This is a genomic window from Methylobacterium terricola (genome assembly GCF_006151805.1).
Taxonomy (GTDB): domain Bacteria; phylum Pseudomonadota; class Alphaproteobacteria; order Rhizobiales; family Beijerinckiaceae; genus Methylobacterium; species Methylobacterium terricola.
Genome location: NZ_VDDA01000003.1, coordinates 269,739 through 296,615, shown reverse-complemented (window position 1 = coordinate 296,615; position 26,877 = coordinate 269,739). Strand labels below are relative to the sequence as shown.

Here is a 26,877-nt window from a genome sequence, read left to right as displayed (position 1 = left end):
AGCTTACTGGAACGACTTGGCGAAGGACTCGACCACGCCCTTCAGCTTGGCGCCGCTGTCGGCCGACAGCTCCTTCGAGGAGCGGATCGTCTCCAGCAGGTCGGCGTGCTTGGTGCGCAGGGTCGAGAGCAGCCCGTCCTCGAAGGCACGGACCCGGTTGACCGGGATCGTGTCGAGGTAGCCGTTGACGCCGGCGTAGATCACCGCGACCTGCTCTTCCATCTTCAGCGGCGAGAATTGCGGCTGCTTCAGGAGCTCGGTCAGGCGGGCGCCGCGGTTGAGCAGCTTCTGGGTCGAGGCGTCGAGGTCCGAGCCGAACTGCGCGAAGGCCGCCATCTCGCGGTACTGCGCCAGCTCGCCCTTGATCTTGCCGGCGACCGACTTCATCGCCTTGGTCTGGGCGGCGGAGCCGACGCGCGACACCGAGAGGCCGACGTTCACCGCCGGGCGCACGCCCTGGTAGAACAGGTCGGTCTCGAGGAAGATCTGGCCGTCGGTGATCGAGATCACGTTGGTCGGGATGTAGGCCGAGACGTCGTTGGCCTGGGTCTCGATGACCGGGAGCGCGGTCAGCGAGCCGTTGCCGGCGGCGTCGCCCATCTTGGCGGCGCGCTCGAGCAGGCGGGAGTGCAGGTAGAACACGTCGCCCGGATACGCCTCGCGGCCCGGCGGGCGGCGCAGCAGCAGCGACATCTGGCGGTAGGCCACGGCCTGCTTCGACAGGTCGTCGTACACGATCACGGCGTGCATGCCGTTGTCGCGGAAGTACTCGCCCATGGCGCAGCCGGCGAAGGGCGCCAGGAACTGCATCGGGGCCGCGTCCGAGGCGGTGGCGGCGATGACGATGGAGTACTCCATCGCGCCGTTATCCTCGAGCACCTTCACGAACTGGGCGACGGTGGAGCGCTTCTGGCCGACCGCGACGTAGACGCAGTACAGCTTGGCCTTCTCGTCGGTGCCGGAATGGGCCGGCTTCTGGTTCAGGATGGTGTCGAGCGCGACGGCGGTCTTGCCGGTCTGGCGGTCGCCGATGATCAGCTCGCGCTGGCCGCGGCCGATCGGGATCAGGGCGTCGATCGCCTTGAGGCCGGTCGCCATCGGCTCGTGCACCGACTTGCGCGGGATGATGCCCGGGGCCTTCACGTCGACCCGGCTGCGCTTCTCGGCGACGATCGGGCCCTTGCCGTCGATCGGGTTGCCGAGCGCGTCGACGACGCGGCCGAGCAGGCCCTTGCCGACCGGCACGTCCACGATGGCGCCGGTGCGCTTGACGGTCTGGCCTTCCTTGATCTCGCGGTCGGAGCCGAAGATCACGACGCCGACATTGTCCTGCTCGAGGTTCAGGGCCATGCCGCGCACGCCCGACTCGAACTCGACCATCTCACCGGCCTGGACGTTGTCGAGGCCGTAGACGCGGGCGATGCCGTCGCCGACCGACAGCACCTGACCGACCTCGGTGACCTCGGCCTCCTGGCCGAAGTTCTTGATCTGCTCCTTGAGGATGGCGGAGATCTCGGCGGCACGGATGTCCATCTGGACCTTCCCTCGTTCGTTCGTATCGGGCGTTGTTCTGGGAGCGGCGGGTGCGTCGGGGCCCTTAGCGGGCGCCCTGCATCGCCAGGCGAATGCTGTTGAGCTTGGTGCGCAGGGACGCGTCGACCATGCGGCTGCCGAGCTTCACGACGATGCCGCCGATCAGGCTCGGGTCGATGCGGAGGTCGAGGTCGACCTCGGCCTTCGCGACGTCCTTGAGGGACGCCTTGATGTCCTGGAGCACCGCGTCGGAGGGCTTCTCGGCGAGACGCACCTCGGCGCGGACGATGCCCTTCGACGTGCGCACCAGCTCGCGATAGGCGCGGATCATGTCCGGCAGGGCGAACAGGCGGCGGTTGGCGGCCGACAGGCGGATGAAGTTGCCGGCCAGGCCCCCGATGCCGGTCTTGGCCAGCACCGCCTCGATCGCCTTGACCTGATCCTCGGCCGAGAAGGCCGGGCTGCGCACGAGGCGCCGCAGGTCGGCGCTCTCGGTCAGCAGGGCGTCGAACCGGTCGAGCCCCTCCGCCACCGCGTCGACGGCCCGCTCGTCGCGGGCGAGCTCGAACAACGCCGAGGCGTACCGCCCGGCGACGCCCGCCAGGGGGGAACCCGATTCCGATGCGTTCTGAGCCACCAGCGCTCTCTCTTCATGTCCTGGCCCGACGGGTCCGGCCGATCGCGCCGGTCTCGAGTTGAGCGGCGGTGGCGCGCGGCCCGTCGATGATGGGAAAGGCTCCGGCGCGAGAAGACAGCCCCCTCCCCCGGCGCGGCGCCGGCCTAGCATGGGTTTTCGGGGGGCGCAAGGCGAGCGCGAGCGCGCCAATCGCAAGGCGGGCCCTGAGTTTAATCCGATCCGGCGGCGTCCGGCGCCACCCCTTCGACCATGGTCGGATTGCGCCGGGACGCGGCCTCCGCCTCCCGGATTCGCCCGGGCGCCACGGACGCGCGCAAATTTCGCAGCGGTTTCCGAACGATGTCCGGGCGGTGACGCGCGGGTGACTTGCAGGGTGACTTGCGGTCAGCTCGCGCAGGCGATCTCGTCGCACTCGGCGACGTTCGAGAGCACCCGGGCGAGGCTCTTCGGGCCCGGATAGCCGAGCAAGGCCGAGGTGCCGACGACGTAGGACGGGGTGGCGTGCAGGCCGAGATTGGCGGCGAGCCGCATCTGCTGCTTGAGCGCCTCGCGCACCTCGTCGGAATCCGCCGCCTGCTCGATTCCCGCCCGGTCGTGGCCGAGGGCCGCCGCGGCCTCGAGGGCGCGGGGCCCGTCGATCCGCCCCGACGTGCCGGGGCCGAGGAGGGCCGCATAGAGCTTCGCGGTCGCCGCCGAGCCGCCGGCGCGCTGCACGGCCATCGCCACCTTGGCGGCCTGGGCCGACTGCACCGACAGGATCGGGTTGTTGACGAGGCCGATGCGCAGGTCCGGGTTGGCCTTGACGAGGGCGTCGAGGTCGCGCGCCGCCGCCCGGCACCACGGGCAATTGTAGTCGAAGAACTCGTAGAGCGTGACCGAGGCCTCCCGCGGCCCGAGCCAGGTCACGCCGCGCAGGCGCCCGATCTCGGAGGCGAGCTCGCCCGGCAGGCGGGTGTTGGGAATCGGCTGGCCGTTGTCGCCGGTGACCGCGCGCCACTGGCCCTCCGCCTGCGCCCGGGCCTGCGTGGCGAGGGCGGGGAGTGCTGCCAGGGAGGCGGCGAGCAGGGTGCGGCGGGACAGGGACATGGGCGGACTTCCGGGGCGACGGGACCTCGTCGGCCCCCGGGACTAGCTCGGCCATTTTGGCCGGATGATGGCCTCACAGCGACTCGGCCAGTGCCGCCACCACGGCTTTCTCCAAGGCCTGCGGCTTCACCCGCGGGGGAAAGCGCGCGATCACCCGCCCATCCCGTCCGACCAGGAACTTGGTGAAGTTCCACTTGATCGCCCGGGTGCCGAACAGCCCCGGCTTCGCCTGTTCGAGATGGGCGAAGAGCGGCTCGGCCTTCGCCCCGTTCACCGCGACCTTGGCGAGGACCGGGAAGGTCACGTCGTAGGTGAGCGTGCAGAACCGGGCGATCGTGGCCGCGTCGCCCGGCTCCTGGGCGCCGAACTGGTTGCAGGGAAAGCCCAGAACCACGAGGCCGGCGTCGCGGTGGCGGCGCCACAGGGCCTCCAGCCCGGCATATTGGGGCGTGAAGCCGCAGGCCGAGGCGGTGTTGACGACGAGCAGCACCCGCCCGCGATACTGCGCGAGCGGGTGCGGCGCACCGTCCGCGGCGGCGGGGGCGAAATCGTGGACCGTGCTCATCGGGGCCGTGCTCATTAAGGCCGTGCTCATGGCCGCCTTATGCCCCAGCCCGGTCCTGTCGTCTCCTGCCCGGAGCTTTAGAAGCGGGCCGCGACCCCGCCCATGATCGTGCGCGGCAGGCCCGGCGTCGCGTAGCGGTTCTGCCACGAACGGTCGAAGTAGCGCTCGTCGAACAGGTTGTCGACGTTCAGGTAGATCCGCACGTCGGGCGTGATCTTGTAGTACGAGATCAGGTTGGCGAGGGTATATTCCGGCAGCTTGAAGGTCGGCCGGGTCTCCCCGGCGAAGCGGGAGCCGACATAGGTGATGCCGCCGCCGAGGCCGAGGCCGCGCAAGGCGCCGTCCTGGAATTCGTAGACGGTCTGCACCGCGACGCTGTTCTGCGGGACGTTGGCGAGCCGGGCGCCGACCGGGGCCGTGGTGGCCTGGGTGAGCGCGGCGTTGACGAAGGCGTAGGTGCCGATCACCCGCCAGCCCGGGGCGAGGAAGCCGGCCACGCTCATGTCGAAGCCCCGGCTCTGCGCCGCGCCGGCCGCGGCCTGGAAGTTCTGGTTGACCGGATCGGTGACGAGCTGGTTGGTGCGCCGGATGTCGAAGAAGGCCGCGGTCGCATCGAGCCGCCCGTCGAGCAGGCTGAGCTTGACGCCGGTCTCATAGCTCTCGGCTTGCTGGAACGGGAACGGCCGGCCGAAGCGGTCGGTGCCGGGATTGGGCCGGAACGACTGGGCGTAGCTGCCGTAGATCGAGGCGATCTCGGTCACGTCGTAGACGAGGCCGAAGCGCGGCGTCGCGGCCATGCCCTGGAGCCGGGTATTCGTATTGGTGATGTAGTTGGCGGTGTCGAGGGTGATGTCTTCGACCCGCACGCCGACGAGGGCGTGGAGCTTCGGCGTCAGGTCGATCTGGTCCTGGACGAAGCCGGCATAGCTGGTGGTGTTCTGCAGGACGTTGCTGAACGGCACCGTGAGCGGAGGGAGCGGCTGGCCGTAGACCGGCGCGAACAGGTCGAGGGCGAAGGGATTGGCGTTGCGGTTCGAGATGAGGGGGATGTCCTCGCGGTAGCGCAAGGAGTCGCGCTCGAGGCCGACGAGGAGGGTGTGGCGGAAGGCGCCGGTCTCGAACTTGCCCGCGAGGTTGATCTGCAGGTCGAGATCGGACCAGGTCAGCTCGCGCCGGTCGTAGGTGCGCCGGAGCACGCTGTCGCTGCCGACGGTCCCGACGGTCTGGACCGCTTGTCCGGCGAGGTTGCCGGCCAGCACCTGCGCGCCGGCATTGATGACCCAATCGGAGTTGATCCGGTGCTCGACGCGCAACTGGCCGAGCGCGTTGTCGTTGCGGAACGGCGGCAGACCGGGCTCGCCGATGTAGCGGCGGCGCGGCACCGCCCGCAGGTCGCCGCGGAACGGCACGATGCCGCGGTCGAAGATCTGGCCGGCGCTGATGAATTCGCCCTCGAGCGTCACCGTGGTGTCGGCGTTCGGCTTCCAGGCGATGACGGGGGCGAGGTAATAGCGGTCGCCGCGGACGAAGTCCCGGAAGCTGCCGTTGTCCTCGACCGCGCCGGTCAGGCGGGCGAGCACCGTGCCGCCCTCGTCGAGGGCGCCGGTGGCGTCGAAGGTGCTGCGCTTCGAATTGTAGCTGCCGTATTGGGTGCCGATCGCGAAGGACCGCTCCGCGCTCGGCTGCTTCGTCACGATGTTGAAGGTGCCGCCCGGATCGCCGCGCCCGTACAGGAAGGCGGACGGCCCCTTCAGCACCTCGATCCGCTCGATCGACACGATGTCGGGCGAGTTCGGATAGCCGCGGTTGATCGGAAAGCCGTTGCGGTAATACTCGCCGGTGGCGAAGCCCCGGATGGTGAACTCGGTGAGGCCGAGGCCGCCGAAATTGTTCGCCCGGCCGACGCCGGCGAGATCGAGCGCGGTGTCGATCCGCGTCGCCGCCGCGTCCTCAAGCACCTGGCGCGGCACCGGCACCACGGTCTGGGGCACCTCGCGCAAGGGCGTGTCGGTGCGGGTCGCGCTCACGGTGTTGCGGGCGAGGTAGCCCTCGGTCTTCAGCGGGTCGCCGCGGCCGCTCCCGGCGACCGAGATCTCGTCGAGCTGGATCTCCGGCGCGACGTCGGCGGCGGCCTGCGCCATCGCTCCCTGCGGTTTCAGACCAAGTCCCGGCAACGCACAGGTCATCGACAGGGCCGCCGCCATCGCGGCGCCACCCCGGAAAGTTTTCACAGTCACGGCTACAGATCTACACGAACGGTTACGCTTGGCCTCGCCCTACGGCACGCGGCACCGACCGTCAACATGCAGACACGTTGCGGAGAAAATGCGACGTGTGGAGAAACAAGTCTTTATTTTAATAACTAAAAACAACATCCGTGGCCGGACTGGCAGCCCGGCCACGAGGGGAGGCGAGAACGCCGCTCAGGCCAGCGCCCGCTCCGCCGCCGCTCCGAGCACCCGCACGCCGAGCGCCAGGTCCTCCTCCTTGGTATCCTCGGTCCAGTGGTGGCTGATGCCGCCGATCGAGGGCACGAACAGCATCGCGGCGGGCATGATCTTGGCGACGTTCTGGGCGTCGTGGCCGGCGCCGGAGGGCATCGTCTGCCAGCCGCCGGGGCACAGGGTTTCGGCCGCCCCCGAGAGGGCGCCCATCAGGCCCGGGTCGCACAGGGCCGGGGTGGCGCAGGAGATGGCCTCGAGGGTCGCCTTGCAGCGCTCGCGCCGGTTGCTCTCGCGGATCAAGGCCCGCAGGGTCGCCTCCATCCGTTCCAGCACCGGTACCGACACGTCGCGGAACTGGAACAGGATCTCGGCCCGGCCCGGGATGATGCTCGGCGCGCCGGGATCAAGGGCGATGCGCCCGGTGGTCCAGGTGCTGCGCTCGCCGCAGACCTTCGGGAAAGCCTCGTCGATGGCGGCGAGCAGACGCACGGCGGCGAGGCCCGCGTCGCGGCGTTCGGCCATGGTGGTGCCGCCGGCATGGTCCTGCTGGCCCTCGATCACGATCCGCCACTGCCAGATCGCCACGATGCCGGTGACGATGCCGAGACGCAGGCCAGCCTCCTCGAGCACGGTGCCCTGCTCGATATGCATCTCGAGGAAGCCGCGGTAGCGCCCGCTGTCGAGCCGCATCCGCGGCAGGCCGGCAAGACCCGCCGCCGCGATCGCCTCGCGCAAGGGGGTGCCGTCGGTGCGGTTGCGGCTGGCGTCCATCTCGGCCTCGGTGACCTCGCCGATGGCCGACCGGCTGCCGAGGAAGCCGACGTCGAAATGCCCTTCCTCGTCCGCGAAGGCGCAGACATCGACCGGCAGCCCGGCCCGGGCGAGCGCGATGCCGGCCACGACGCCGAGCGCCCCGTCGAGCCAGCCGGCCTCGTTCTGGCTCTCGATGTGGCTGCCGACGAGGAGGTGCGGGCCCTCGCCGGGATGGCGGCCGAACACGGTGCCGACCCCGTCGATCGTGGGCGCAAGGCCGCATTCCTCCAGGCGCTGCATCAGCCACCGGCGGGATTCCATGTCCTGCGGGGAATAGGTCGGGCGGTGCACGCCGGTGCGGTATCGGCCGATCGCGCGCAGCTCGTGCAGGTCGCGCAGGAAGGCCTGGGTGTCGATCTCGGGCATGGGTTCGGGGCTTACCGGCTCAAGAGCTAACAGATCGGCCGCGGGACTATCCGGGAGCCCGCGGTCCGAGCCTCGGCAGCATGAACCGTACCAGGACGCCGGGCGCGCGATGGCTTCACTGGATCGCGGCAAAAAGAAGGTCCGCCGAGGCGGACCTTGGTCTCAGTTCAGGCCCGGGAACCACGTGGGAGCCGACCGGGTTTGTCCTGTGCAGGGCGGTGGCGATGCCGCCGCGCTGCTCGCGCCCTCCTCGGGCGTTTCCTCCCTAGACTCGGGCCGCCTGTTCCAGGGCGGCCCTTTTTTCCGTCCAGGATTGTTAACTTAATGCAAATCCGCGCCTTCGGTTGCATCATCGATTGGCAACCTGCCTTCATCCGAAAGGTGCGCTGGTCACGCGTGGCGCAGATCGTCCGGGATCCTGCCGCCATTCTCGGCGCGCTTGCGCATGAGACGGGCCGCCGAGCCCGGTGCCGCCGCCGACGGTGACGGTCGGCGTCGCGGCGGCGCCGGGCGCGGACGCTTGTGCAGACGCTCGGGCCGCGGTCGGTCCCCCGACGATCCTCGCCATGATCGACCCGGAGAGGCTCATCGCCTCGCTCCGCTCGCCCTGTCGGCCGGTGGCGCTTCAGGCCGTCGCCCACTCGTCCTTGGCCTCGGCGGTCGTGCGGTTGAGGCGCACCTGCCCGCCCTCGACGCTGGCGATGGAGTCGACGTGGATGAAGTGGTGATGGCCGCCGGCCTCCGGATCGGTCTTGGTCAGCTTGATCCGCTGCCCGTCGAGATGATCGATGGTGCCGACATGGCCGCCGTCGGAGCCGACGACCGGCATGTGCTCCTTGATGCGGCTGGTATCGACCATGGTGCGCTCCTTCGTGATGCGGCGACCAACGGCGATACGGGGGGTGAGTTCCGAGCGCCCCGGGAGGCGGCGAGGCCTCCCGGGGCGGGACGCGATCAGGCCCCCGGCGCCACGGCCTTCCCGTCCTCGCGCCGCCACAGCTTGAGCGGGTTGCCGTCCTTCAGGGCGGCCGGCAGCAGGGACTCGGGCAGGTCCTGGTAGCTCACCGGGCGCAGGAAGCGGTGGATCGCCAGGCTGCCGACCGAGGTGGTGCGCCCGTCCGAGGTCGCCGGGTAGGGCCCGCCATGCACCATGGCGTGGCCGACCTCGACGCCGGTGCCGAAGCCGTTGACCAGGATGCGCCCGACCCGGCGCTCCAGCACCGGCAGCAGCGCCCGGGCGGCGTCATGGTCGGCCTCGTCGAGATGGAGAGCCGCGGTCAGCTGGCCCTCCAGCCGCTCCAGCACGGCGCGCACCGTCGCGAGGTCGGGGCAGCGCACCACCAGCGAGGCGGCGCCGAACACCTCCTCGGCGAGGGTATGGTCGGCGAGGAACGCCTCTGCGCTGGTGGAGAACAGGGCCGCCTGGCCCTGGTGGGTGCCGCCGGCGAGACCGCGGGCGAGCGTGGTCACGGCGGGGTTGGCCTCCAGCGCCGCGACGCCGGCGCAATAGGCCTTGTGGATGCCGGGCGTCAGCATCGTGGCGGCCTGGGTCTCCGTGAGGGCGGCGCTCGCCGCCTCGACGAAGCCGTCGAGGCCCGCGCCCTCGACCGCCAGGATCAGGCCGGGATTGGTGCAGAACTGGCCCGAGCCGAGGGTGAGCGAGCCGACGAAGGCGCGGCCGATGTCGCGGCCGCGGGCCTCCAAAGCCGCCGGCAGCAGGACGACCGGGTTGATGCTGCTCATCTCGGCATAGACCGGGATCGGCACCGGTCGGGACGCGGCGGCCTGCATCAGCGCCACGCCGCCGCGGCGCGAGCCGGTGAAGCCGACCGCCGCGATGCGCGGATCGGCCACCAGCGCCTGGCCGACGCCGATGCCGGCATCCATGAGCAGCGAGAACACGCCCTCGGGCAGGCCGCATTGCTTGACCGCCGCCTGCACCGCGCGGCCGACCAGCTCCGAGGTGCCGGGATGGGCCGGATGCGCCTTGGCCACCACCGGGCAGCCGGCGGCGAGCGCCGAGGCGGTGTCGCCGCCGGCGACCGAGAAGGCGAGCGGGAAGTTCGAGGCGCCGAACACCGCCACCGGGCCGACGGCGATCTGGCGCAGGCGCAGGTCGGGGCGCGGCAGCGGCTTGCGCTCGGGCTGGGCCGGGTCGATCCGGGCTTCGAGGAAGCCGCCGTCGCGCACCACGCCGGCGAACATCTTCAGCTGGCCGATCGTGCGGCCGCGCTCGCCCTCGAGGCGGGCCCGCGGCAGGCCGCTCTCGGCCATGCAGCGCACGATCAGCTCGTCGCCGATTGCCGCGATCGCGTCGGCCACCGCCTCCAGGAAGCGGGCGCGGTTCTCGAGGGCCGTCTCGCGATAGGTGTCGAAGGCCTCGGCGGCGAGCGTGCAGGCGCGCTCGACGTCGGCGGGCGTCGCCGAGGCGAAGGCCGGCTCCAGGCTCTGGCCGGTGGCGGCTTCGACGGCGCGGAAGCTCTCGCCCTCGCCGCGGCGGGCGGTGGCACCGATCAGGTTCTCTCCGGTGATGGGCATGGGTCGCGTCCTCTCCTGTGTGCCGGTGTTGAGCGGCCTTATGCCCCGGCGGGCCCCGGGGGATCCACCGGGGCAGGGCGAAAAATCCGCCGGCACGAAACCGGCGTCGCCGCTGCGACCGTCTGTCCCGAGGCGCTTGCCGTGAGCCCCTGCCGGCCGATGTGCCCCCGACCGGCGCGAGGCCAACGCCGTGACGAAGGATCCGATGCAGATTCATCTCGACGCCGTCGGCGGGGTGGCCGGCGACATGTTCGTGGCGGCGCTCCTCGACGCCTTTCCGGAGCACGAGGCGGGCGTGCGCGAGAGCGTGGCGCGGGCGAGCCGCGGCCGCACCGCCTGCGCCCTCCTCGCCCACGGCGACGGCGTGCTCCAGGGCCGGCGCTTCGCCGTGACGGGGCCGGAGGGCGAGGCGCCGGAGCGACCGGTGCAGGAGCACGGCCCCCATCACGGCCATCACCATCACCACGGCGATCACCACCACGATCATCACGGCCACCACCATCACGGCGGCGGGCACGCGCACCGGCACTGGTCGGGCATCCGGCGCGACCTCGAGGCGAGCGGGCTCTCCCCCACGGTCCTCGCCCATGCGCTGGCGATCTTCGGGCACCTGGCCGAGGCCGAGGCGCGGGTCCACGGCATCCCGGTCGCCGAGGTGGCGTTCCACGAGGTCGGCGCCTGGGATTCGATCGCCGACATCGTGGCGGCGGCCCACCTCGTCGATGCGATCGGGGCGACCGGCTGGTCGGTCTCGGCCCTGCCGCTCGGCTCCGGCCGGGTGCGGACCCAGCACGGCCCCCTGCCGGTGCCGGCGCCCGCCACCGCGCTCCTGCTCGAAGGCTTCCTCACCCTCGACGACGGCGTGCCGGGCGAGCGGGTGACCCCGACCGGGGCGGCGATCCTGCGCCATCTCTGCGGCGGCCAGGCCAAGAAGAGCGGCCCGCGCCGCCTCCTGCGCAGCGGCCTCGGCTTCGGCACCAAGGTGCTGCCGGGCCTGAGCAACGTGCTGCGGGTGCTCGCCTTCGAGGAGCCGGGCGAGACCGGATCGCCCGGCCATCGCGAGCTCGGCATCGTCGAGTTCGAGGTCGACGACCAGTCGGCCGAGGACCTCGCCGCCGGGCTCGACCGCCTGCGGGCGCACCCCAAGATCTTCGACGTCGTGCAGATGCCGGTCTTCGGCAAGAAGGGCCGGATGATGACCCATGTCCGGGCACTCGCCCGGGCCGACGCGATCGAGGAGGCGATCGAGGCCTGCTTTCGCGAGACCACGACGATCGGCCTGCGCCACCACACCGTCTCGGGCGCGGCGCTCAAGCGGCGCCTCGACACCGTGGAGGTGGCGGGCCAAGCGGTCCGGGTGAAGAGCGTCGACCGGCCGGGCGGGCGCACCGCCAAGGCGGAATCCGACGACGCATTGACCACCGAGGGCCACGCCGCCCGCCAGAGGCTGCGCCGCGAGGCCGAGCGCCTGGCCCTCGATCTGCCGGAGGACGGACGATGAGCGCCCTCGACGCCGTCCTGGCCGGGCTCGGCCCGATCGCCGTCGCGGTGAGCGGCGGGGTCGACAGCCTGACTCTCGCGACGATCGCGCATCGCGCGAGCGCGGAGCCGCCCCTGCAGGAACCTCCCCTGATGGTCCACGCCGTCTCCCCGGCCGTGCCGGGCGAGGCCACCGCGCGGGTGCGGGCCGAGGCCGCCCGCGAGGGCTGGCAGCTCCGGGTGATCGAGGCCGGCGAGTTCGCCGACCCGGCCTATCGCGAGAACCCGGTCAACCGCTGCTTCTTCTGCAAGACCAACCTCTACGGGGCGATCCGGCGCGTGACCGGCCGGCAGATCGTCTCGGGCGCCAACCTCGACGATCTCGGCGAGTACCGCCCGGGCCTCGATGCCGCCCGCGAGCACGGGGTGCGCCATCCCTTCGTCGAGGCCGAGTTCAGCAAGGCGATGGTGCGGGCGCTCGCCCGCGACCTCGGCCTCGGGGCCGTGGCGGAGCTGCCGGCAGCCCCCTGCCTGTCGAGCCGGGTCGAGACCGGCATCCGCATCGAGCCCGAGACCCTGGCCTTCATCCATGCCGTCGAGCGGCTGGTGGGCGACGGGCTGGCCGAGACGGGACCCAAACGCGCCGTGCGCTGCCGGGTGCGGGCCTCCGGCATCGTGGTCGAGCTGGATCCGCAGAGCCTCGCGAGCCTGCCCGAGGCGGCGCAGGCCGATCTCGGCCGCCGCATCGCCGCCCACGCCCCAGCCCGGCTCACCGACGCGCCGGTCTCGTTCGCGCCCTACCGCACCGGCAGCGCCTTCCTGACCGGAGGATCGCCCCGGTGAGCATCCAGGACGAATTCACCCTCGACTTCGCCCGCACGGAGCGGATCGGCCTCGAAGAGGCGGTGTTCGCCGCCGGCAAGTCGCCGGCGCAGATCGACGCCATCCTGGCGGCGGCCGAGGAACGCGGCGCCCGCTTCCTCGTCACCCGGCTCGATCCGGAGCGCCACGCCGCCCTCACCTACCGAGATCGGCTCGATTACTGCCCGGTCTCGCGCACCGCGTTCTTCGGCGCGGCCAGGCCGGTCGCGGGACCGGCGCGCATCGCCATCGTGGCGGCCGGCACCTCGGACGTGCCGGTGGCCCGCGAGGCCGAGCGGACGCTGGCCTATCAGGGCCACGCCACGACGCTCGTCGCCGATGTCGGCGTCGCCGGCTTATGGCGGCTGACCCGGCGGATCGAGGAGATCCGGGCCCATCCGATCGTCATCTGCGCCGCCGGCATGGATGCGGCGCTGCCCAGCGTGCTCGGCGGCCTCGTCGCCGGGGCGGTGATCGCGGTGCCGACCTCGGTCGGCTACGGCGTCGCCGAGGGCGGGCGCGCCGCCCTCGATGCGGTGCTGGCGAGCTGCGCCCCCGGCATCGCTGTCGTCAACATCGACAACGGCTACGGCGCCGCCTGCGCGGCCCTGCGCCTGCTCCACACGGCCCACCGCCTGACGGAGGCACCCCGATGATCCTCATCCCAGGAGAAACGCCATGGAACGTCGCAGCTTCCTGCAGGGCGCGGCCCTCGGCGCCGGCCTCGCCGTCTCGGGCAGCGCGGGGGCGGCGGTGAACGCCCCGCCCGCCCCGCTCCCCGGCACCCGGCCCGCCGACCCCGCCGACCTGCCGCTCGTCACCGATCCCGGCGAGCGCCGGGGCGAGATGCTGTACCGCCCGTTCGGGCGCACGGGGGAGACAATCTCGGCCATCGGCATGGGCGGCTTCCACCTCGGCAAGAGCGCCGTGACCGATGCCGAGGCGACGCGGCTGATCCACGAAGGCGTCGACCGCGGCATCACCTTCATGGACAATTGCTGGGACTACAACGAGGGCCGCTCCGAGGAGCGGATGGGCATCGCCCTCGAGCAGAACGGATATCGCAACAAGGTCTTCCTGATGTCCAAGATGGACGGGCGGACCAAGCAGGAGGCGATGAAGCAGATCGACCAGTCGCTGCGCCGCCTGCGCACCGACCGGATCGATCTCGTGCAGCACCACGAGATCCTGCGCTACGACGATCCCGACCGGGTCTTCGCCGAGGGCGGCGCCATGGAGGCGTTCGCGGAGGCGAAGAAGGCCGGCAAGCTGCGCTATATCGGCTTCACCGGCCACAAGGACCCGCGCATCCACCTGCAGATGCTCGAGGTGGCGGCCGAGCGCGGCTTCCATTTCGACGCGGTGCAGATGCCGCTCAACGTGATGGACGCGCATTTCCGCAGCTTCGGCCACCTCGTCCTGCCCTACCTCGTGCAGAACGGCATCGCGCCGCTGGCGATGAAGACCTTCGGCGACGGGGTGATCCTGAAGAGCGACGCGCCGATCAAGCCGATCGAGTACCTGCACTTCTCGCTCAACCTGCCGACGTCGGTGGTCATCACCGGCATCCAGAACCAGCGCGACCTCGACCAGGCCTTCGAGGCGGTGAAGACCTTCGCGCCGATGGACAAGGCGACGGTGGCGGAACTGCTGTCCCGCAGCCGCCCCTACGCGCTCGAGGGCAAGTACGAGCTGTTCAAGACCAGCGCGACCTTCGACGGCACCGCCAAGAACGCCGCCTGGCTCGGCGAGGACGTGCCGGGGGTGAAGAAGCTGGCCCCCACCATGGAGTGAGGGCGGCCGACACCGTGACACAACCATGACGGCGGCCGGCGCGTTGACTGATGTCTTCACGCCGGCACGAGACCGCCCCATGAGCGACACGTCCGCCCCCCACCGCGACCCGTCCGCCGAGTTGCAGACGATGAACGAGCGCCTGGCCGCCTGGGCCGCCTGCACGGCCGAGGACAGCCCGGCGCTGATCGACCGCTTCGAGGCGATGGGCTACGCGGTGCGGGGCAAGTCCCGCGAGGAGGTGGAGGCGGTGTTGCGCTGCCCGCCGACCCGGGCAGGGCGGGGGTGAGCGGAGGCCGCCGCGCCGGTATCCGCGCGGCGCCGTCCGGGACAAGGGACGAGCGCGCATCTCCCGGCGGAGCCGCGCCGGCGGCCGGATCGCCTCAGGCCGCCCGAACCGTCGCGAGGAAGCGGGCGACCTCCGCCCGGAGATGCTCGGACTGGCGCGACAATTCGGAGGCCGAGGCGAGCACCTGGCTCGCCGCCGCCCCGGTCTCCTCCGAGGCCCGCGCCATGCCGGTGATGGTGCCCGTGACCTCGGACGTGCCGGTCGCGGCCTGGGAGACGTTGCGGACGATCTCCTGCGTCGACACGCCCTGCTGCTCCACCGCCGCCGCGATCGAGGTCGCCACGACGTCGATCTCGCGGATCCGGCCGGTGATGCCGCTGATCGCCGTCACCGCCTGACCGGTCACGCCCTGCACCTCGCCGATCTGGCGGCTGATCTCCTCGGTCGTCCTGGTGGTCTGCTCGGCCAGCGCCTTGACCTCGGCCGCCACCACGGCGAAGCCGCGCCCCGCGGCGCCGGCCCGCGCCGCCTCGATCGTCGCGTTGAGCGCCAGCAGGTTGGTCTGGCTGGCGATCGAGGAGATCATGCCGACCATGTCGCCGATGCGGGCCGCGTTCTGGCTCAGGGCCTGGACCAGGGCGGCCGTCTGGCCGGCCTCGCCCACGGCGACCTGCGCGAGCCGGGCCGAGCCCTGCACCTGCCGGCCGATCTCCCGCACGGAGGCGCCGAGTTCCTCGGCAGCGGCGGCCACGGTCGTGACGTTGGCGGCGGCCTCCTCGGCGGCGGCGGCCACGGTGGACGATTGCGTGGCCGTCCCGGTCGCGGTCGCGGTCAGCTGCTGGGCGGTGGCCTGCAATTCGGTGGCGGAGGACGACACCATGCCGACGATGCCGCCGACCGCCGCTTCGAAGCCGTCGGCCATCTGGCGCATGCCGACCTTGCGCTGCTCCTCGGCGGCGAGACGGGCCTGCGCCGTCTCCTCTTCCAGGGCCTTCATGCGGATCAGGCCGGCCTTGAACACCTGCACGGCGTCCGCGATCGTGCCGATCTCGGTCCGGTCGCCCCGATGCGGCACAACGGCCGTGAGGTCGCCCGCGGCGAGGGCCTGCATCGGGCGCACGACCGAACCGATGCCCCGGGAGATGCCGAGGATGATCGAGGCGGCGAGCGTGACCGCCAGCACGGCGGCGGCGAGGCCGGTCCCGATCAGCGTCAGGCGCGTCCGGGCGTAGGTCGCCTGGCTGTCGATCTCGGCCTGGCGAGCGCCCTCCCGGTTAAGGGTAATGATCTTCTCAAGCGCGACCGAAGCGCGTCGCCGCGGCTGCATGGCTTTCGTCTCGTAGAGGGTGAGGGCCTGCGCCTTCTCGCCCCCGCGCGACAGGCCGACGATCGCGTCGACGACGTCGGTGAAGGCGCGCCATTCCGTGGAGAACGTCTCGAAGAGCGCACGTTCCTCGGGGGAGGTGGTGTGGCCTTCGACGGTCCTGGCGACCGCCGTGATCGTCTGTCCGCGCTTGGCGAGGTCGTCGCCGACGGTGGCCAGCATCGTCGCCTCCTGCGTCAGGATATGGCGGAGGAGGCTGGTGTTGTACCGGCCGATGAGGGCATCGAGTTCGGCCGCCGCCCGCAGGCTCGGCAGCCAGTTGGTTTCGACCTCGACGAGGCGGCCGTTGATCGCGGCGGCGCTCCACAATCCTGCCGTGCTCAACCCACCGAGGAACAAAAGCAGGATCGAGAAGGCAGCGATCAGTTTGCTGCGGATGGACAAGGATTGAAGCGACACGGCCGACCTCATGAGGGGGCAGCCGTCACTCCGGGCATGATGGCGGCGCCCGGATTCAAGATTTGCACGAGAACCGTTAACAAGCCACTCCCCGGATACTGCCATCGTCGCGAGCTTTCGATGAAGCATCCGCCACAACTCACAGTTCATCTGGCGATTTTCTGTTCTGCCGCGACAGGGCGGTAGCGGCACGGAATACGAAAGAGAAAAGATCGGGTACGGATTTTTATTCAGGGAGACGCTTCCCGACGGGTGCTCGAATGGGCCGGCACGGCGCTTCGGCACGCGGCCCTGGCCGAGCCGGCCGCCCCCCGTCCACCCACCTCACCCCGCCCTCACCCCCGCCGCGATCTCCCTGACCGCATCCCACGCCATCATCACGTCCGCCCGCGTCGTGGTGGTCTGGCCGACTTGGAAGCGGATCACGAACCGGTCCTCGTGGCGGGTCTGGGTCAGGTAGGTGCGGCCGTCGTCGTTGATGCGCTCGACGAGGCGGGCGTTCAGCGCGTCGAGATCGTCGGCCCCGGAACCGGTGCCTGCACCGGCGGGCGCGTACCGGAAGGTGAACAGCGACAGGATCGGGGTGGTCGTCAGCTCGAAGTCGGGATCGGCGTCGATGATCTCCGCCAGCTCCCGCGCCCAGGCGACGTGGTCGCGGATCATGCCCCGCAGCGCCTCGACGCCGTAGGAGCGGATCACGAACCACAGCTTCAGCGCCCGGAAGCGGCGGCCGAGGGGGATCGACCACTCGTTGTAGTCGACGAAGCCATCCTGGCCGAGCGTGCGCAGGAAGGGCGGGCGGATGCCGAGCGTGTCCGTCAGGGCCTTCGGGTCGCGCACGAAATGCGCCGAGCAGTCGAAATGGGTGAACAGCCACTTGTGCGGGTTGAACACCAGGCTGTCGGCGTGCTCGGCCCCGCGCATCAGGTCGCGGAATTCGGGGCAGATCATCGCGCTGCCGGCCCAGGCGGCGTCGACGTGGAGGAAGACGCCGTGCCGCCGCGCCACCGCGGCGACGGCCTCGATCGGATCGCAGGCGCCGATGCTGGTGCCGCCGAGGCAGGCGACGATCGCGGCCGGCTTCAGCCCCGCCTCGCCGTCGGCCCGGATCGCCGCGTCGAGGGCATCCGGGTCCATGCCGTGGAGGGGGCCCGTCACCGGGATCCGTACCAGGTTGGCATCGCCGAAGCCGGCGATGCGCACCGCCTTGTCGACCGAGGAATGGACCTGGGCCGAGGCGTAGACCCGCAACACCGGCCCGCCGGCCAGCCCCTTCGCGTTGCCGGTGAAGCCGAGCGCCCGCTCGCGGGCGGTCAGCAGGGCCGCGAGGGTCGCACCCGAGGCGGAATCCTGGATCACGCCGGAGAAGCCCTCGGGCAGGCCGATCATCTGGCGCAGCCAGTCCATCACCCGGGTCTCGAGCTCGGTCGCCGCCGGCGAGGTCTGCCAGAGCATGCATTGCGCGGCGAGCGCCGCGGTGACGAACTCCGCCACCAGGGAGGGCGGGCTGGCATTGGCCGGGAAATAGGCGAAGAAGCGCGGGTGCTGCCAATGGGTCATGCCCGGCATCACCACCCGATCGAGATCGGCGAAGATCGCCTCCATCGCCTCGCCGGCGGCCGGGGGGCTCGCGGGGAGCTGGCGGAAGATCTCGCCCGGCGCCACCTGCGCCCGCACCGGCCGCTCGCCGACGCCCGCGAGGTAATCCACCGACCAGTCGGCGGCCCGGTGCGCCCAGGCCCGAAACGTCTCGTCGTCCATCCGCCCCTCCCGCCGGCCCGGCATTCCGGTGCCCGGGCGGATGTTTAGCAGGTTTTGGCGGGCCCGCCTCCCCGTCCAGGGATCCGCGCGGCCAGTCGTGGCGGGAACGGCGAGCCATGCTGCGCCACGTCCGACAGTCAAGCTCGCGGGCACCCAGTCTTGAGCACGCGGAGGAAACCTGTCACGATCAATCAAGTCACCGCTATTTACGGTTGTTTAACCAATTTCAGGTTGCATAATCTGGCGGAAAGATCTCGCCCGCACGGGGAAACACGAAGCATAACAGGAATGCCCGGCACTCCGTCGAATTGTTCGGTCGCATTTCAACGCTCTTTAAACCTTGCGCGTTAGACCATGAAGACGACCCACGAGGAGCACGATGTTCGGGCTGCGCACCCAGACGATACCGGCGGACAGACTGACCCAGCGCCACGTTCAGGTGAATCGTGGCGGGGCGGAGCAGGATGGCTGCCTGATCTACCTCGGTGACGAGCTCGTCTCGGTGCTGGTCCGCCTGGAGCCGGGGACGCCGCACGCGCCGGAGCACCGGCACAAGTGGTGCGTGACGGAGACCTACGGCCCCTGCGAGGGCCTTGCCCGCCCTCCGCTCTTCGACACGCCGGATGCCGGGACCGACTGGATCGCCGGCCACCTGCCGGCCCCGCTCCCCCGGCCCTGGCTGGACGCGCACCTGCTGCCGTGAGGCTTGGCGCAGGTCCGGCGCGACGGGAGCGCGGGGGCGGCAGGTGCGCCCGCGCACAGGGTTCCGGACCGCCCGGCCCCATATCCCCTCCATGCCGCTCGATGCCGCCGCGCCCGCGTGAGACGCCGGATCGGATGCGGCTGGAGGTTCGAACCATGTCCCCTCTCGCCAGAGCCGCCGTCGCGGCCGCCCTCGCCGTCCTGCCCCTCTCCGCCGCCCACGCCAATGGCGGCGACCGCGAGCCGGCCGGCGGCGCCTTCATGAGCAGCTACGTCACCAACCCCTATGCCACGAGCCGCTCCCCCGCCGAGGCCCGCCCGCTCGACCGCCCGGCACCGTTTTTCGCGCCGGAGACGACCGGCTCGCTGCGCGCCGTTCCGGCCCGGCCGCGGACCCGGCGCTGACCGTCATCCCGCCGCCATGGTCCCCAAGGTAAGCTGCCGGTTTATCGCCACACCGGGAGCATCGAGGGGACCCGATGACACAGCCGTCGCTGAACCGATCGCAGCAGGCCGAGGCGGCCGAGGATGCCGGCTCGAATCCGAGCTCGAACCCGACCCTCGGCGAGGTCGTGGCCCAGCGGTTCGACCGGCGCGAGATCCTGCGCGGAGGTCTGGCCGGGGGCCTGGCGATCTCGGCGACCCTGGCGCCCCGGGCCGTCGCGGCGGCGGAGCCCCCGCCTGAGACCTTCCCGTTCCCCGAGCTGCCGGCCGGCGCCGACGAGCGACACCACGTCGCCGAGGGCCACGCCGCCGAGGTGCTGATCCGCTGGGGCGATCCGGTCCTGCCCGGCGCCCCGGCCTTCGACCCGCACAGGCAGACGCCGGCCGCGCAGGCGCAGCAATTCGGCTACAACAACGACTTCCTCGGGTTCTTCCCGCTGCCGGGCGCGAGCGATCCGGCCGGCCACGGCCTCCTCGTCGTCAACCACGAATACACGAACGAGGAGCTGATGTTCCCCGGCCTCGGCCGGCAGGACGGCAAGGCCGCCTTCGCCGGCATGAGCCGCGACCTCGTCGACATCGAGATGGCGGCCCATGGCGGCTCGGTGATCGAGGTCGAGCGTGAGGGCGGGCGCTGGCGCGTGGTACCGGAGTCGGCCTTCGCCCGCCGCATCACCGCCACGACCCCGATGCGGCTCGCCGGCCCCGCCGCCGGCTCGGACCGCCTGCGCACCAGCGCCGACCCGGAGGGCCGGACGGTGCTCGGCATGCTCAACAACTGCGCCGGCGGCGTCACGCCCTGGGGCACGTGGCTGACCTGTGAGGAGAACATCAACTACTACTTCCAGGGCCGCCTGCCTGAGGGCTCGGCGGAAGCGAAGAACCACAAGCGCCTCGGCATGCCGGGCAACCTCTACGGCTGGGCCCGCTTCCACGCGCGCTTCGATCTGGCCAAGGAGCCGAACGAGCCGAACCGCTTCGGCTGGGTGGTCGAGATCGACCCGTTCGACCCGACGAGCGTGCCGGTGAAGCGCACCGCGATGGGCCGCTTCAAGCACGAGGGCGCGGCGGGCGCGATGGCCCGTGACGGCCGCTACGTCGTGTTCCAGGGTGACGACGAGCGCTTCGACTACGTCTACCGCTTCGTCACCCGGGATGCGGTGAATAGGCAGTACAAGGCGGCGAACCGCGACATCCTCGATTCCGGCACCTTGTCGGTCGCCCGGTTCGACGCCGACGGGCGCGGCACCTGGCTGCCGGTCGTGTTCGGGCAGGGCCCGCTGACGCCGGAGAACGGCTTTCGCGACCAGGCCGACGTGCTGATCGAGACCCGCCGGGCCGCCGATCTCCTCGGCGCCACCAAGATGGACCGGCCGGAGGACGTCGAGGCCAACCCGAAGACCGGCAAGGTCTACGTCATGCTGACCAACAACGGGCGCCGCAAGGCCGACCAGGTCGACGCCGCCAACCCGCGGCCGGACAACCGCTTCGGCCACATCGTCGAGCTCTCGCCCGAGGGCGGCGACTTCGCCGCCAAGGATTTCGCCTGGGAGGTGCTGGTGCGCTGCGGCGATCCCGCGATCGCGGCGGTCGGCGCCACCTTCTCGTCGGCGACGACGAAGGACGGCTGGTTCGGCATGCCGGACAATTGCGCCGTCGACGGCCAGGGCCGCCTCTGGGTCGCGACCGACGGCAACTCCCCCAGCAGAACCGGCCGTGCCGACGGCATCTGGGCGATGGAGACGCAGGGGCCCGGCCGCGGCACGGCCAAGCACTTCTTCCAGGTGCCGCTGGGGGCCGAGATGTGCGGCCCCTACTTCACCCCCGACGACACCACCTTCTTCGTCGCCGTGCAGCATCCCGGGGAGGCCGACGAGGAGGATCCGACCGCGACGCCGGCGACCTTCGAGAACCCGGCGACCCGCTGGCCCGACTTCGACCCCGCCCTGCCGCCGCGCCCGGCCGTGGTGGCGATCACGAAGCGGGGTGGGGGGAAGGTGGGGGCGTAAGCCCCCTCTCGAAGACCGACGCGCGGGAAAAAACCTCTCCCCCCTCTGCGGGGGAGGGTGGCCTGCGGAGCAGGCCGGGAGAGGGGCAGCGCGACGCTCGTCCAGAATGCGCCCTTCAGAACGGTGCCGCCTTGTTCGGAAGCGTCGTCCCCTCTCCCGCCCCGGCACGAGTGCTTCGCACTCGCCGCGGGGCCCCCTCCCCCGCCGAGGGGGGAGGGTTCAGGCCAGCGTGCTTCTTCCTACAGCACCTTGTCCAACGTCACCGGCAACGTGCGCACCCGCTTGCCGGTCGCGTGCCAGATCGCATTCACGATCGCCCCGGCGCTCCCGGTCACGCCGATCTCGCCCACCCCCTTGATGCCGAGCGGGTTGACGTGCGGGTCCTCCTCCTCGACCAGGATCGCCTCCAGGGAGGGCACGTCGGCGTTCACCGGCACGTGGTACTCGGCGAGGTTGGCGTTCATCGGCCGGCCGGAGCGCGGGTCCATCACCGCCTGCTCGTGCAGGGCGAAGGAGACGCCCCAGATCATCCCGCCGTAATACTGGCTGCGCACCAGCCGCGGGTTGATGATCCGTCCGGCCGCGAAGGCGCCGACGAGGCGGGTCGCCCGGATCTGGCCGAGATCGGGATCGACCGTCACCTCGGCGAAGACCGCGCCATGGGCGTGCATGGCGTAAGAGTCCCGCGCCGCGTCCGGCCCGGCCGCCCCCTTGCCCTCGACCGACTCGCGGCCGGCCCTCTCCAGGATCTCGGCGAAGGCCTCGGACCGGGTCTCGTCGTCGCGCCGCACCAGGCGCCCGCCGCGGGCGATCACCCCGGCATTGCCGGCGCCGTAGAGGGCTGAGCGGGAATCCTGCGTCGCCAGCGCCGCCAGTTGCGCGATCGCGTCGGCGGCCGCCCCCTTGATCGCCGTGCCGGCGGTGGCGGTATGGGCCGAGCCACCGGCGATGCCGCCATTCGGCAGGTCCGAGGTGCCGATGCGGAAGTCGATCGCGTCGATGTCGAGGCCGAGTTCCTCGGCGGCGATCTGGGCGAGCGCGGTCCAGGCGCCCTGCCCCATGTCGATGGCGCCGATCGCGACCGCCGCCTCGCCGGAGGCCTTCAGCACCGCCCGCGCCTCGGCCTGGAACATCAGGGCCGGGAAGGTCGCGGTGCCGACGCCCCAGCCGACCAAAAGCCCGTCGGCATTGCGCATCTGCCGCGGCGCGAGCGGGCGTCCCTCCCAGCCGAATGCCTTGGCGCCCTGCGCGTAGCACGCGCGCAGGGCCTTCGAGGAGAACGGCTTGCCGGAGGCCGGCTCGGTCTCGGCGTAGTTGCGCAGGCGGAAGTCCAGCGGGTCCATGCCGCAGGCCTCGGCCATCTCGTCGATCGCGCCCTCGAGCGCCGCGCTGCCCGAGGCCTCGCCGGGCGCCCGCATGAAGAGCGGCGTGCCGGTATCGAGCCGCACCGCCCGGTGCCGGGTGGCCAAGGCCGGCGCGGCGTAGAGCGTGTGCGAGACGCCGCCGCTCGGCTCGATGAAGTCGTCGAAGGTGCTCGTCGCCGTCAGCGTCTCGTGGTCGAGGGCGGTGAGAGCGCCGTCCTCGCCCGCGCCGAGGCGCAGGGTCTGGCGGGTCGGGGCGCGGTGGCCGACCGGGCCGAACATCTGCGGCCGGGTCATGACGAGCTTCACCGGCCGGCCGACGAGGCGGGCCGCCATGATGCCGAGCACCTGGGGACCGGCGATCATCCCCTTCGAGCCGAAGCCGCCGCCGAGGAACGGGCTGCGGATGTGGATGTCCGACGGAGCGATGCCGAACAGGCCGGCGATGCGGCCCTGCGCCATCGCCAGCCCCTGCGAGGGCATGTCGAGGTCGAGCTGATCGCCGTCCCAGGTCGCCACGACCGCGTGCGGCTCCATGGCGTTGTGATACTGCGCCGGGGTCTCGTAGGTCGCCTCGATCCGGCGCGCCGCCGCGGCGAGGCCGGCTGCGACGTCGCCCGTCTCCAGGTCGGCCGGATCGCCGACGCCGATCGCCGGCGGGGTGAAGGGCTCGGCCGCATCGAGCCCGACGGCCGGCGCCTCTTCCTCGTAGGTGGGGTTCAGCAGGGCCGCCCCCTCGGTCGCGGCCTCCAGCGTCTCGGCGATCACCACCGCGACCGGCTGGTTGGCGTAGCGCACCCGGTCGTCCTGCAGGAGGTCGAGCCGGAAGGTGAAGCCGTCATGCTTCTCGTCCGGGTGCTGGGCCAGCGCCGGCTTGTTGTCCGGCGTCATCACGGCGACGACGCCGGGATGGCTCTTCGCCGCCGCGACGTCGAGGCGGGTGACCCGGCCGCGGGCGATGCGGCTCACCGCCATCACGGCGTAGAGCAGTCCGGGCGGGTGATGGTCGGCGGCATAACGGGCGCCGCCGGTCACCTTCAGGATCCCGTCCCGGCGGGTGAGCGGCTGGCCGAGATTGGAGCCGTGGCGGGTCTGGCGGGGAGCGGTCTCGGGCAAGGCACGGTTAGACATGAGCGGCCTCCGGGGCGGGGGCGAGGACGGAGCCCGGCAGCGCCGGCAGTCGCTCCGGCGTGCCGGCAGCGGCGCGCTGGAGCGCCCGCACCACGAGACGCCGGGCAAGCTCGATCTTGAAGGCGTTGTCGCCGGAGGGCTTGGCCCCCGCGAGGGCGGCATCGGCCGCCGCCCGGAAGGCCGCCTCGTCGGGCGCGCGGCCGGCAAGGACCGCTTCCGCCTCCCGCGCCCGCCAGGGTTTCAGGGCGACGCCGCCGAGCGCCAGCCGCGCCTCGGCGATGCGCCCGCCCTCGAGCCGCAGACCCGCCGCGGCCGAGACCACCGCGAAGGCGTAGGAGGTGCGGTCGCGGACCTTGAGGTAGCGGCTGTGGCCGGCGAAACCCGCGGCCTCCGGCGGCAGCACCAGGGCGGTGATCAGCTCGCCCGGCTCCAGCACCGTCTCGCGCTCCGGCGCGTCGCCGGGCAGGCGGTGGAAGGCTTCGAGCGCGATGCTGCGGGTGCCGGCGGGACCCGCGATCTCGACGCCCGCATCCAAGGCCACCAGCGGCACGCAGAAATCCGACGGGTGGGTGGCGATGCAGGCCTCGCTCCAGCCGAGAATCGCATGCAGCCGGGTCTCGCCGCCGATGGCGTCGCAGCCGCTGCCGGGCTCGCGCTTGTTGCAGGCGCTGGCGGTGTCGGTGAAGTAGGGGCAGCGGGTACGCTGCATCACGTTGCCGGCGGCCGTCGCGGCGTTGCGCAGCTGCGCCGAGGCGCCCGACAGCAGGGCCTCGGCCACGGCCGGATACGCCCTGGCGAAAGCGGGATCGTGGGCGAGGTCGCTGTTGCGGGCGAGCGCGCCGATGCGCAAGCTGCCGTCGTCCCGCCGCTCGACAGCGGCGAGGCCGGGCAGGCGGGTGATGTCGACGAGGCGGGCCGGACGGCTGACGCCGCCCTTCATCAGGTCGAGGAGGTTGGTGCCGGCGGCGAGATAGGCGGCACCGGGCGCCGCCCCCGCCGCGACCGCCCCGGCGAGGTCGGTGGCGCGGAGATATTCGAACGGGATCATGCCGCCTCTCCCTGCCGGGTCGCGGGACCTTGTTTCTGGTGCTGGTTCATGGCGCCCTGCGCCTCCAGCACCGCTTCGGTGATGCCGGCATAGGCGCCGCAGCGGCACAGGTTGCCGCTCATCGCCTCGCGCACCCGTTCGGGATCGAGGCCGGCCTGGGCCTCGCGGATCAGCCCGACGGCGCTCATGATCTGGCCCGGGGTGCAGAAGCCGCACTGGAACCCGTCATGGGCGATGAACGCCTCCTGCACCGGATGCAGGCGGTCGCCCTCGGCCAGGCCTTCGATGGTGAGAACCTCGGCACCGTCGAGGCTGATCGCCAGTGCCAGGCACGCATTGATGCGCCGGCCGTCGACCAGCACCGTGCAGGCGCCGCACTGGCCGCGGTCGCAGCCCTTCTTGGCGCCGGTGAGGTGCAGACCCTCGCGCAGGAGGTCGAGCAGGGTGATGCGCGGGTCCGGAATCGGAATCGTGCGCCTCGTGCCGTTCACCGTCAGGACGATGTCGACGCTCATGCGGCTTCCTCCAGGCTAGACCATGTCCAAACTAATCCAGCCTCCCGGAGCGCCCAGGTGCGGCGACGTGCGGCCACGTGCGGCAGCGCACATGTCAAGGCGAACCTTTCGCCGGCACAGCGATTGACGCTACGAAACCGCTCAGCGGTCCCCCCGAACTCATAGGTACCGTGATGAAGACTCGCCTTGCCCTCGCCGCAGCCCTGCTGACCGTCGCTGCCGCGCCCGCCTTCGCCCAGGGCGGCTCGCCCTACAACCGCTCGGGTTCGCAGGCCGGCGGCCCGCTGGCTGGGGCGGAGCGCGCCTATGGCGCCCCGGGCGGCGCTCCGGCCGTCGACAGCACCGGCAGCGTCGTCGTCTACCCGCGCGACTCGCGCGGCATGATGGTCCGCGAGGTGCCCCCGGGCTACGCCCCGACCGCGCCTTACGTCTACGGCCGCTGATCGAGCAGGGGTCCCGTTCCGCCCCGTTCGGGACCCCGTCTCTCGCGAGCCGGCGAAGCCCGTCCCTGCGCAAGCGGGGGCGGGCTTCCGTTTATGGGGTGTCAGGGCATGATGGCTTGCCACCGGCCTGACCTCGGTGTGAACTCAAGCGGCCCCGCTTCCGCAAGCCCCGGAGCCGCCCGCCGATGACTGCCCCGCCCCTCTCCGGTCCCATCGTCCTCGCCCACGCCGCCTACCGCCTCGGCGACGCCTGTGCGGCGAAGGGCGTGGGCCAGCCCTTCGTCGAGGTGCGCGACCTCGCGGCGCTGGAAGGCGCGGTCGCCGAGGCCGAGGTGCTGGTGGTCTCGGGGCTCTGGCGCCATGCCCTGCTGGAACGGGCGCCGCGCCTGCGTTTCATCCAGTCGGTCAGCGCCGGCACCGACCAGTTCCCGAAGGACGCGTTGCGCGAGCGCGGCATCCGGCTCGCCAGCGCGCAGGGCGGCAACGAGCGCGCCGTGGCCGAGCATGCCCTGGCGCTGATGCTCGGCCTCACCCGCCACCTGCCGCAGGCCCTGCGCCACCAGGCCGCCGCGACCTGGCGGCCGATGATCGCCGACCCGGCGGCGCGGGAGCAGGAGCTGGGCGGGCGGACGCTGCTGGTGATCGGTCTCGGGCGCATCGGCACCCGCATCGCCCGGCTGGGCCAGGCCTTCGACATGCGGGTGATCGGCCTGCGGCGGCGCCCGCTGGAGCCCGGCGACCCGGTCGAGGCGGTGTTCTCCCCCGACCGGCTGCACGAGGCCTTGGGCCAAGCCGACGTGGTGGCGCTCGCCTGTCCGCTGACGCCGGAGACGGAGGGGCTGATCGACGCGGCGGCGCTCGCGGCGATGCGGCCGGGGGCGCTGCTGATCAACGTCGCCCGCGGCCGGGTGGTCGACCAGGACGCCCTGGCGCGAGCCCTCACGGAGGGCCGGATCGCCGGCGCCGGCCTCGACTGCTTCCGCGAGGAGCCGCTGCCGGCCGACGCGCCGTTCTGGGGGATGCCAAACGTGATCGTCACGCCGCACAGCGCCGGGGAGACGAGCCTCTACGAGGGCCGGGTGATCGACCTGCTCGTCGAGAATCTCGGGCGGCTGCGGCGGGGGGAGGAGCTGGTGAACCCGGTGGTGTGAGGGGGCGTCCCGGCCCGATCTCGTGCGCGTTCTCCTCCCCGCGGGCGCAAGACTGTCCGGGAAAGCAAGACTGTCCGGGGAAGCAAGACTTGCCCGGGAAAGACGAGAGGCGGGTTCGTCCTCT

Annotated in this window: 23 protein-coding genes; 10 read left to right on the top strand and 13 right to left on the bottom strand. The window is 71.8% G+C overall.

Annotation, left to right across the window (positions count from 1 at the left end; translation table 11 throughout):
* Positions 1 to 3: 3 nt before the first annotated feature.
* From atpA to FF100_RS08670, 8 genes are all read right to left on the bottom strand, one after another.
* On the bottom strand, positions 4 to 1,533 hold the full coding sequence (atpA, locus tag FF100_RS08705) for a F0F1 ATP synthase subunit alpha (RefSeq protein ID WP_139035161.1): 1,530 nt from the start codon (positions 1,531 to 1,533) through the stop codon (positions 4 to 6).
* A 64-nt stretch (positions 1,534 to 1,597) separates the two neighbouring features.
* Entirely contained in the window at positions 1,598 to 2,170 is a 573-nt protein-coding gene (locus tag FF100_RS08700; protein WP_139035156.1) for a F0F1 ATP synthase subunit delta, read from the bottom strand.
* A gap of 384 nt (positions 2,171 to 2,554) precedes the next feature.
* A complete protein-coding gene (locus FF100_RS08695) occupies positions 2,555 to 3,256 on the bottom strand; it encodes a DsbA family protein (protein ID WP_139035155.1) in 702 nt (233 codons plus the stop codon).
* Positions 3,257 to 3,329: 73 nt separating this feature from the next.
* Positions 3,330 to 3,821 (bottom strand): glutathione peroxidase, encoded by a 492-nt coding sequence (locus tag FF100_RS08690; RefSeq protein WP_139035154.1) that lies wholly within the window; start codon positions 3,819 to 3,821, stop codon positions 3,330 to 3,332.
* A gap of 77 nt (positions 3,822 to 3,898) precedes the next feature.
* A complete protein-coding gene (locus FF100_RS08685) occupies positions 3,899 to 5,962 on the bottom strand; it encodes a TonB-dependent siderophore receptor (RefSeq protein ID WP_246101975.1) in 2,064 nt (687 codons plus the stop codon).
* Between the two features lie 282 nt (positions 5,963 to 6,244).
* Positions 6,245 to 7,444: a Zn-dependent hydrolase gene (locus FF100_RS08680; protein ID WP_139035153.1), complete on the bottom strand. Its 1,200-nt coding sequence runs from the start codon at positions 7,442 to 7,444 to the stop codon at positions 6,245 to 6,247.
* A 625-nt stretch (positions 7,445 to 8,069) separates the two neighbouring features.
* On the bottom strand, positions 8,070 to 8,303 hold the full coding sequence (locus FF100_RS08675; protein ID WP_139035152.1) for a DUF2171 domain-containing protein: 234 nt from the start codon (positions 8,301 to 8,303) through the stop codon (positions 8,070 to 8,072).
* Positions 8,304 to 8,398: 95 nt separating this feature from the next.
* Positions 8,399 to 9,982 carry an aldehyde dehydrogenase (NADP(+)) gene (locus FF100_RS08670; RefSeq protein ID WP_139035151.1) on the bottom strand — a complete coding sequence of 528 codons (1,584 nt, stop codon included), beginning with the start codon at positions 9,980 to 9,982 and terminating at the stop codon, positions 8,399 to 8,401.
* Positions 9,983 to 10,187: 205 nt separating this feature from the next.
* On the opposite strand from FF100_RS08670, the gene larC reads away from it, so the two are divergent.
* The 5 genes from larC (at position 10,188) to FF100_RS08645 (ending at position 14,405) form a co-directional block, all read left to right on the top strand.
* Positions 10,188 to 11,483, top strand: coding sequence for a nickel pincer cofactor biosynthesis protein LarC (larC, locus tag FF100_RS08665; protein WP_139035150.1), 1,296 nt, complete (start codon positions 10,188 to 10,190; stop codon positions 11,481 to 11,483).
* Positions 11,480 to 12,304: an ATP-dependent sacrificial sulfur transferase LarE gene (larE, locus tag FF100_RS08660; RefSeq protein ID WP_139035149.1), complete on the top strand. Its 825-nt coding sequence runs from the start codon at positions 11,480 to 11,482 to the stop codon at positions 12,302 to 12,304. The genes larC and larE overlap by 4 nt, the downstream gene beginning before the upstream one ends.
* Complete coding sequence (larB, locus tag FF100_RS08655) at positions 12,301 to 12,978, top strand: nickel pincer cofactor biosynthesis protein LarB (protein ID WP_139035148.1); 678 nt, start codon at positions 12,301 to 12,303, stop codon at positions 12,976 to 12,978. The genes larE and larB overlap by 4 nt, the downstream gene beginning before the upstream one ends.
* Before the next feature lie 22 nt (positions 12,979 to 13,000).
* Entirely contained in the window at positions 13,001 to 14,116 is a 1,116-nt protein-coding gene (locus FF100_RS08650) for an aldo/keto reductase (RefSeq protein ID WP_139035147.1), read from the top strand.
* A 79-nt stretch (positions 14,117 to 14,195) separates the two neighbouring features.
* A complete protein-coding gene (locus FF100_RS08645; protein ID WP_139035146.1) occupies positions 14,196 to 14,405 on the top strand; it encodes a hypothetical protein in 210 nt (69 codons plus the stop codon).
* A 94-nt stretch (positions 14,406 to 14,499) separates the two neighbouring features.
* Here FF100_RS08645 and FF100_RS08640 read toward each other — a convergent pair whose 3' ends face one another.
* Both FF100_RS08640 and FF100_RS08635 read right to left on the bottom strand, forming a co-directional pair.
* A complete protein-coding gene (locus FF100_RS08640; protein ID WP_171070098.1) occupies positions 14,500 to 16,188 on the bottom strand; it encodes a methyl-accepting chemotaxis protein in 1,689 nt (562 codons plus the stop codon).
* Between the two features lie 324 nt (positions 16,189 to 16,512).
* A complete protein-coding gene (locus FF100_RS08635) occupies positions 16,513 to 17,949 on the bottom strand; it encodes a pyridoxal phosphate-dependent decarboxylase family protein (protein WP_139035144.1) in 1,437 nt (478 codons plus the stop codon).
* A 379-nt stretch (positions 17,950 to 18,328) separates the two neighbouring features.
* On the opposite strand from FF100_RS08635, the gene FF100_RS08630 reads away from it, so the two are divergent.
* The 3 genes from FF100_RS08630 to FF100_RS08620 all read left to right on the top strand — a co-directional run bounded on the left by FF100_RS08630 (position 18,329) and on the right by FF100_RS08620 (position 21,104).
* Positions 18,329 to 18,652, top strand: a complete 324-nt coding sequence (locus FF100_RS08630) for a hypothetical protein (protein ID WP_139035143.1) — start codon at positions 18,329 to 18,331, stop codon at positions 18,650 to 18,652.
* A gap of 155 nt (positions 18,653 to 18,807) precedes the next feature.
* A complete protein-coding gene (locus tag FF100_RS08625) occupies positions 18,808 to 19,056 on the top strand; it encodes a hypothetical protein (protein ID WP_139035142.1) in 249 nt (82 codons plus the stop codon).
* A gap of 74 nt (positions 19,057 to 19,130) precedes the next feature.
* On the top strand, positions 19,131 to 21,104 hold the full coding sequence (locus FF100_RS08620; protein WP_139035141.1) for a PhoX family protein: 1,974 nt from the start codon (positions 19,131 to 19,133) through the stop codon (positions 21,102 to 21,104).
* A gap of 239 nt (positions 21,105 to 21,343) precedes the next feature.
* Here FF100_RS08620 and FF100_RS08615 read toward each other — a convergent pair whose 3' ends face one another.
* The 3 genes from FF100_RS08615 to FF100_RS08605 are packed head-to-tail and all read right to left on the bottom strand — an operon-like array spanning position 21,344 to position 25,159.
* On the bottom strand, positions 21,344 to 23,596 hold the full coding sequence (locus FF100_RS08615) for a xanthine dehydrogenase family protein molybdopterin-binding subunit (RefSeq protein ID WP_246101974.1): 2,253 nt from the start codon (positions 23,594 to 23,596) through the stop codon (positions 21,344 to 21,346).
* On the bottom strand, positions 23,589 to 24,644 hold the full coding sequence (locus FF100_RS08610) for an FAD binding domain-containing protein (protein ID WP_139035140.1): 1,056 nt from the start codon (positions 24,642 to 24,644) through the stop codon (positions 23,589 to 23,591). Before FF100_RS08610 ends, FF100_RS08615 begins: the two co-directional genes overlap by 8 nt.
* Complete coding sequence (locus FF100_RS08605; RefSeq protein ID WP_139035139.1) at positions 24,641 to 25,159, bottom strand: (2Fe-2S)-binding protein; 519 nt, start codon at positions 25,157 to 25,159, stop codon at positions 24,641 to 24,643. The genes FF100_RS08610 and FF100_RS08605 overlap by 4 nt, the downstream gene beginning before the upstream one ends.
* A gap of 173 nt (positions 25,160 to 25,332) precedes the next feature.
* On the opposite strand from FF100_RS08605, the gene FF100_RS08600 reads away from it, so the two are divergent.
* Both FF100_RS08600 and FF100_RS08595 read left to right on the top strand, forming a co-directional pair.
* Positions 25,333 to 25,602, top strand: a complete 270-nt coding sequence (locus tag FF100_RS08600; RefSeq protein ID WP_139035138.1) for a hypothetical protein — start codon at positions 25,333 to 25,335, stop codon at positions 25,600 to 25,602.
* A 185-nt stretch (positions 25,603 to 25,787) separates the two neighbouring features.
* Entirely contained in the window at positions 25,788 to 26,753 is a 966-nt protein-coding gene (locus FF100_RS08595; RefSeq protein WP_139035137.1) for a D-2-hydroxyacid dehydrogenase, read from the top strand.
* Positions 26,754 to 26,877: the final 124 nt, after the last annotated feature.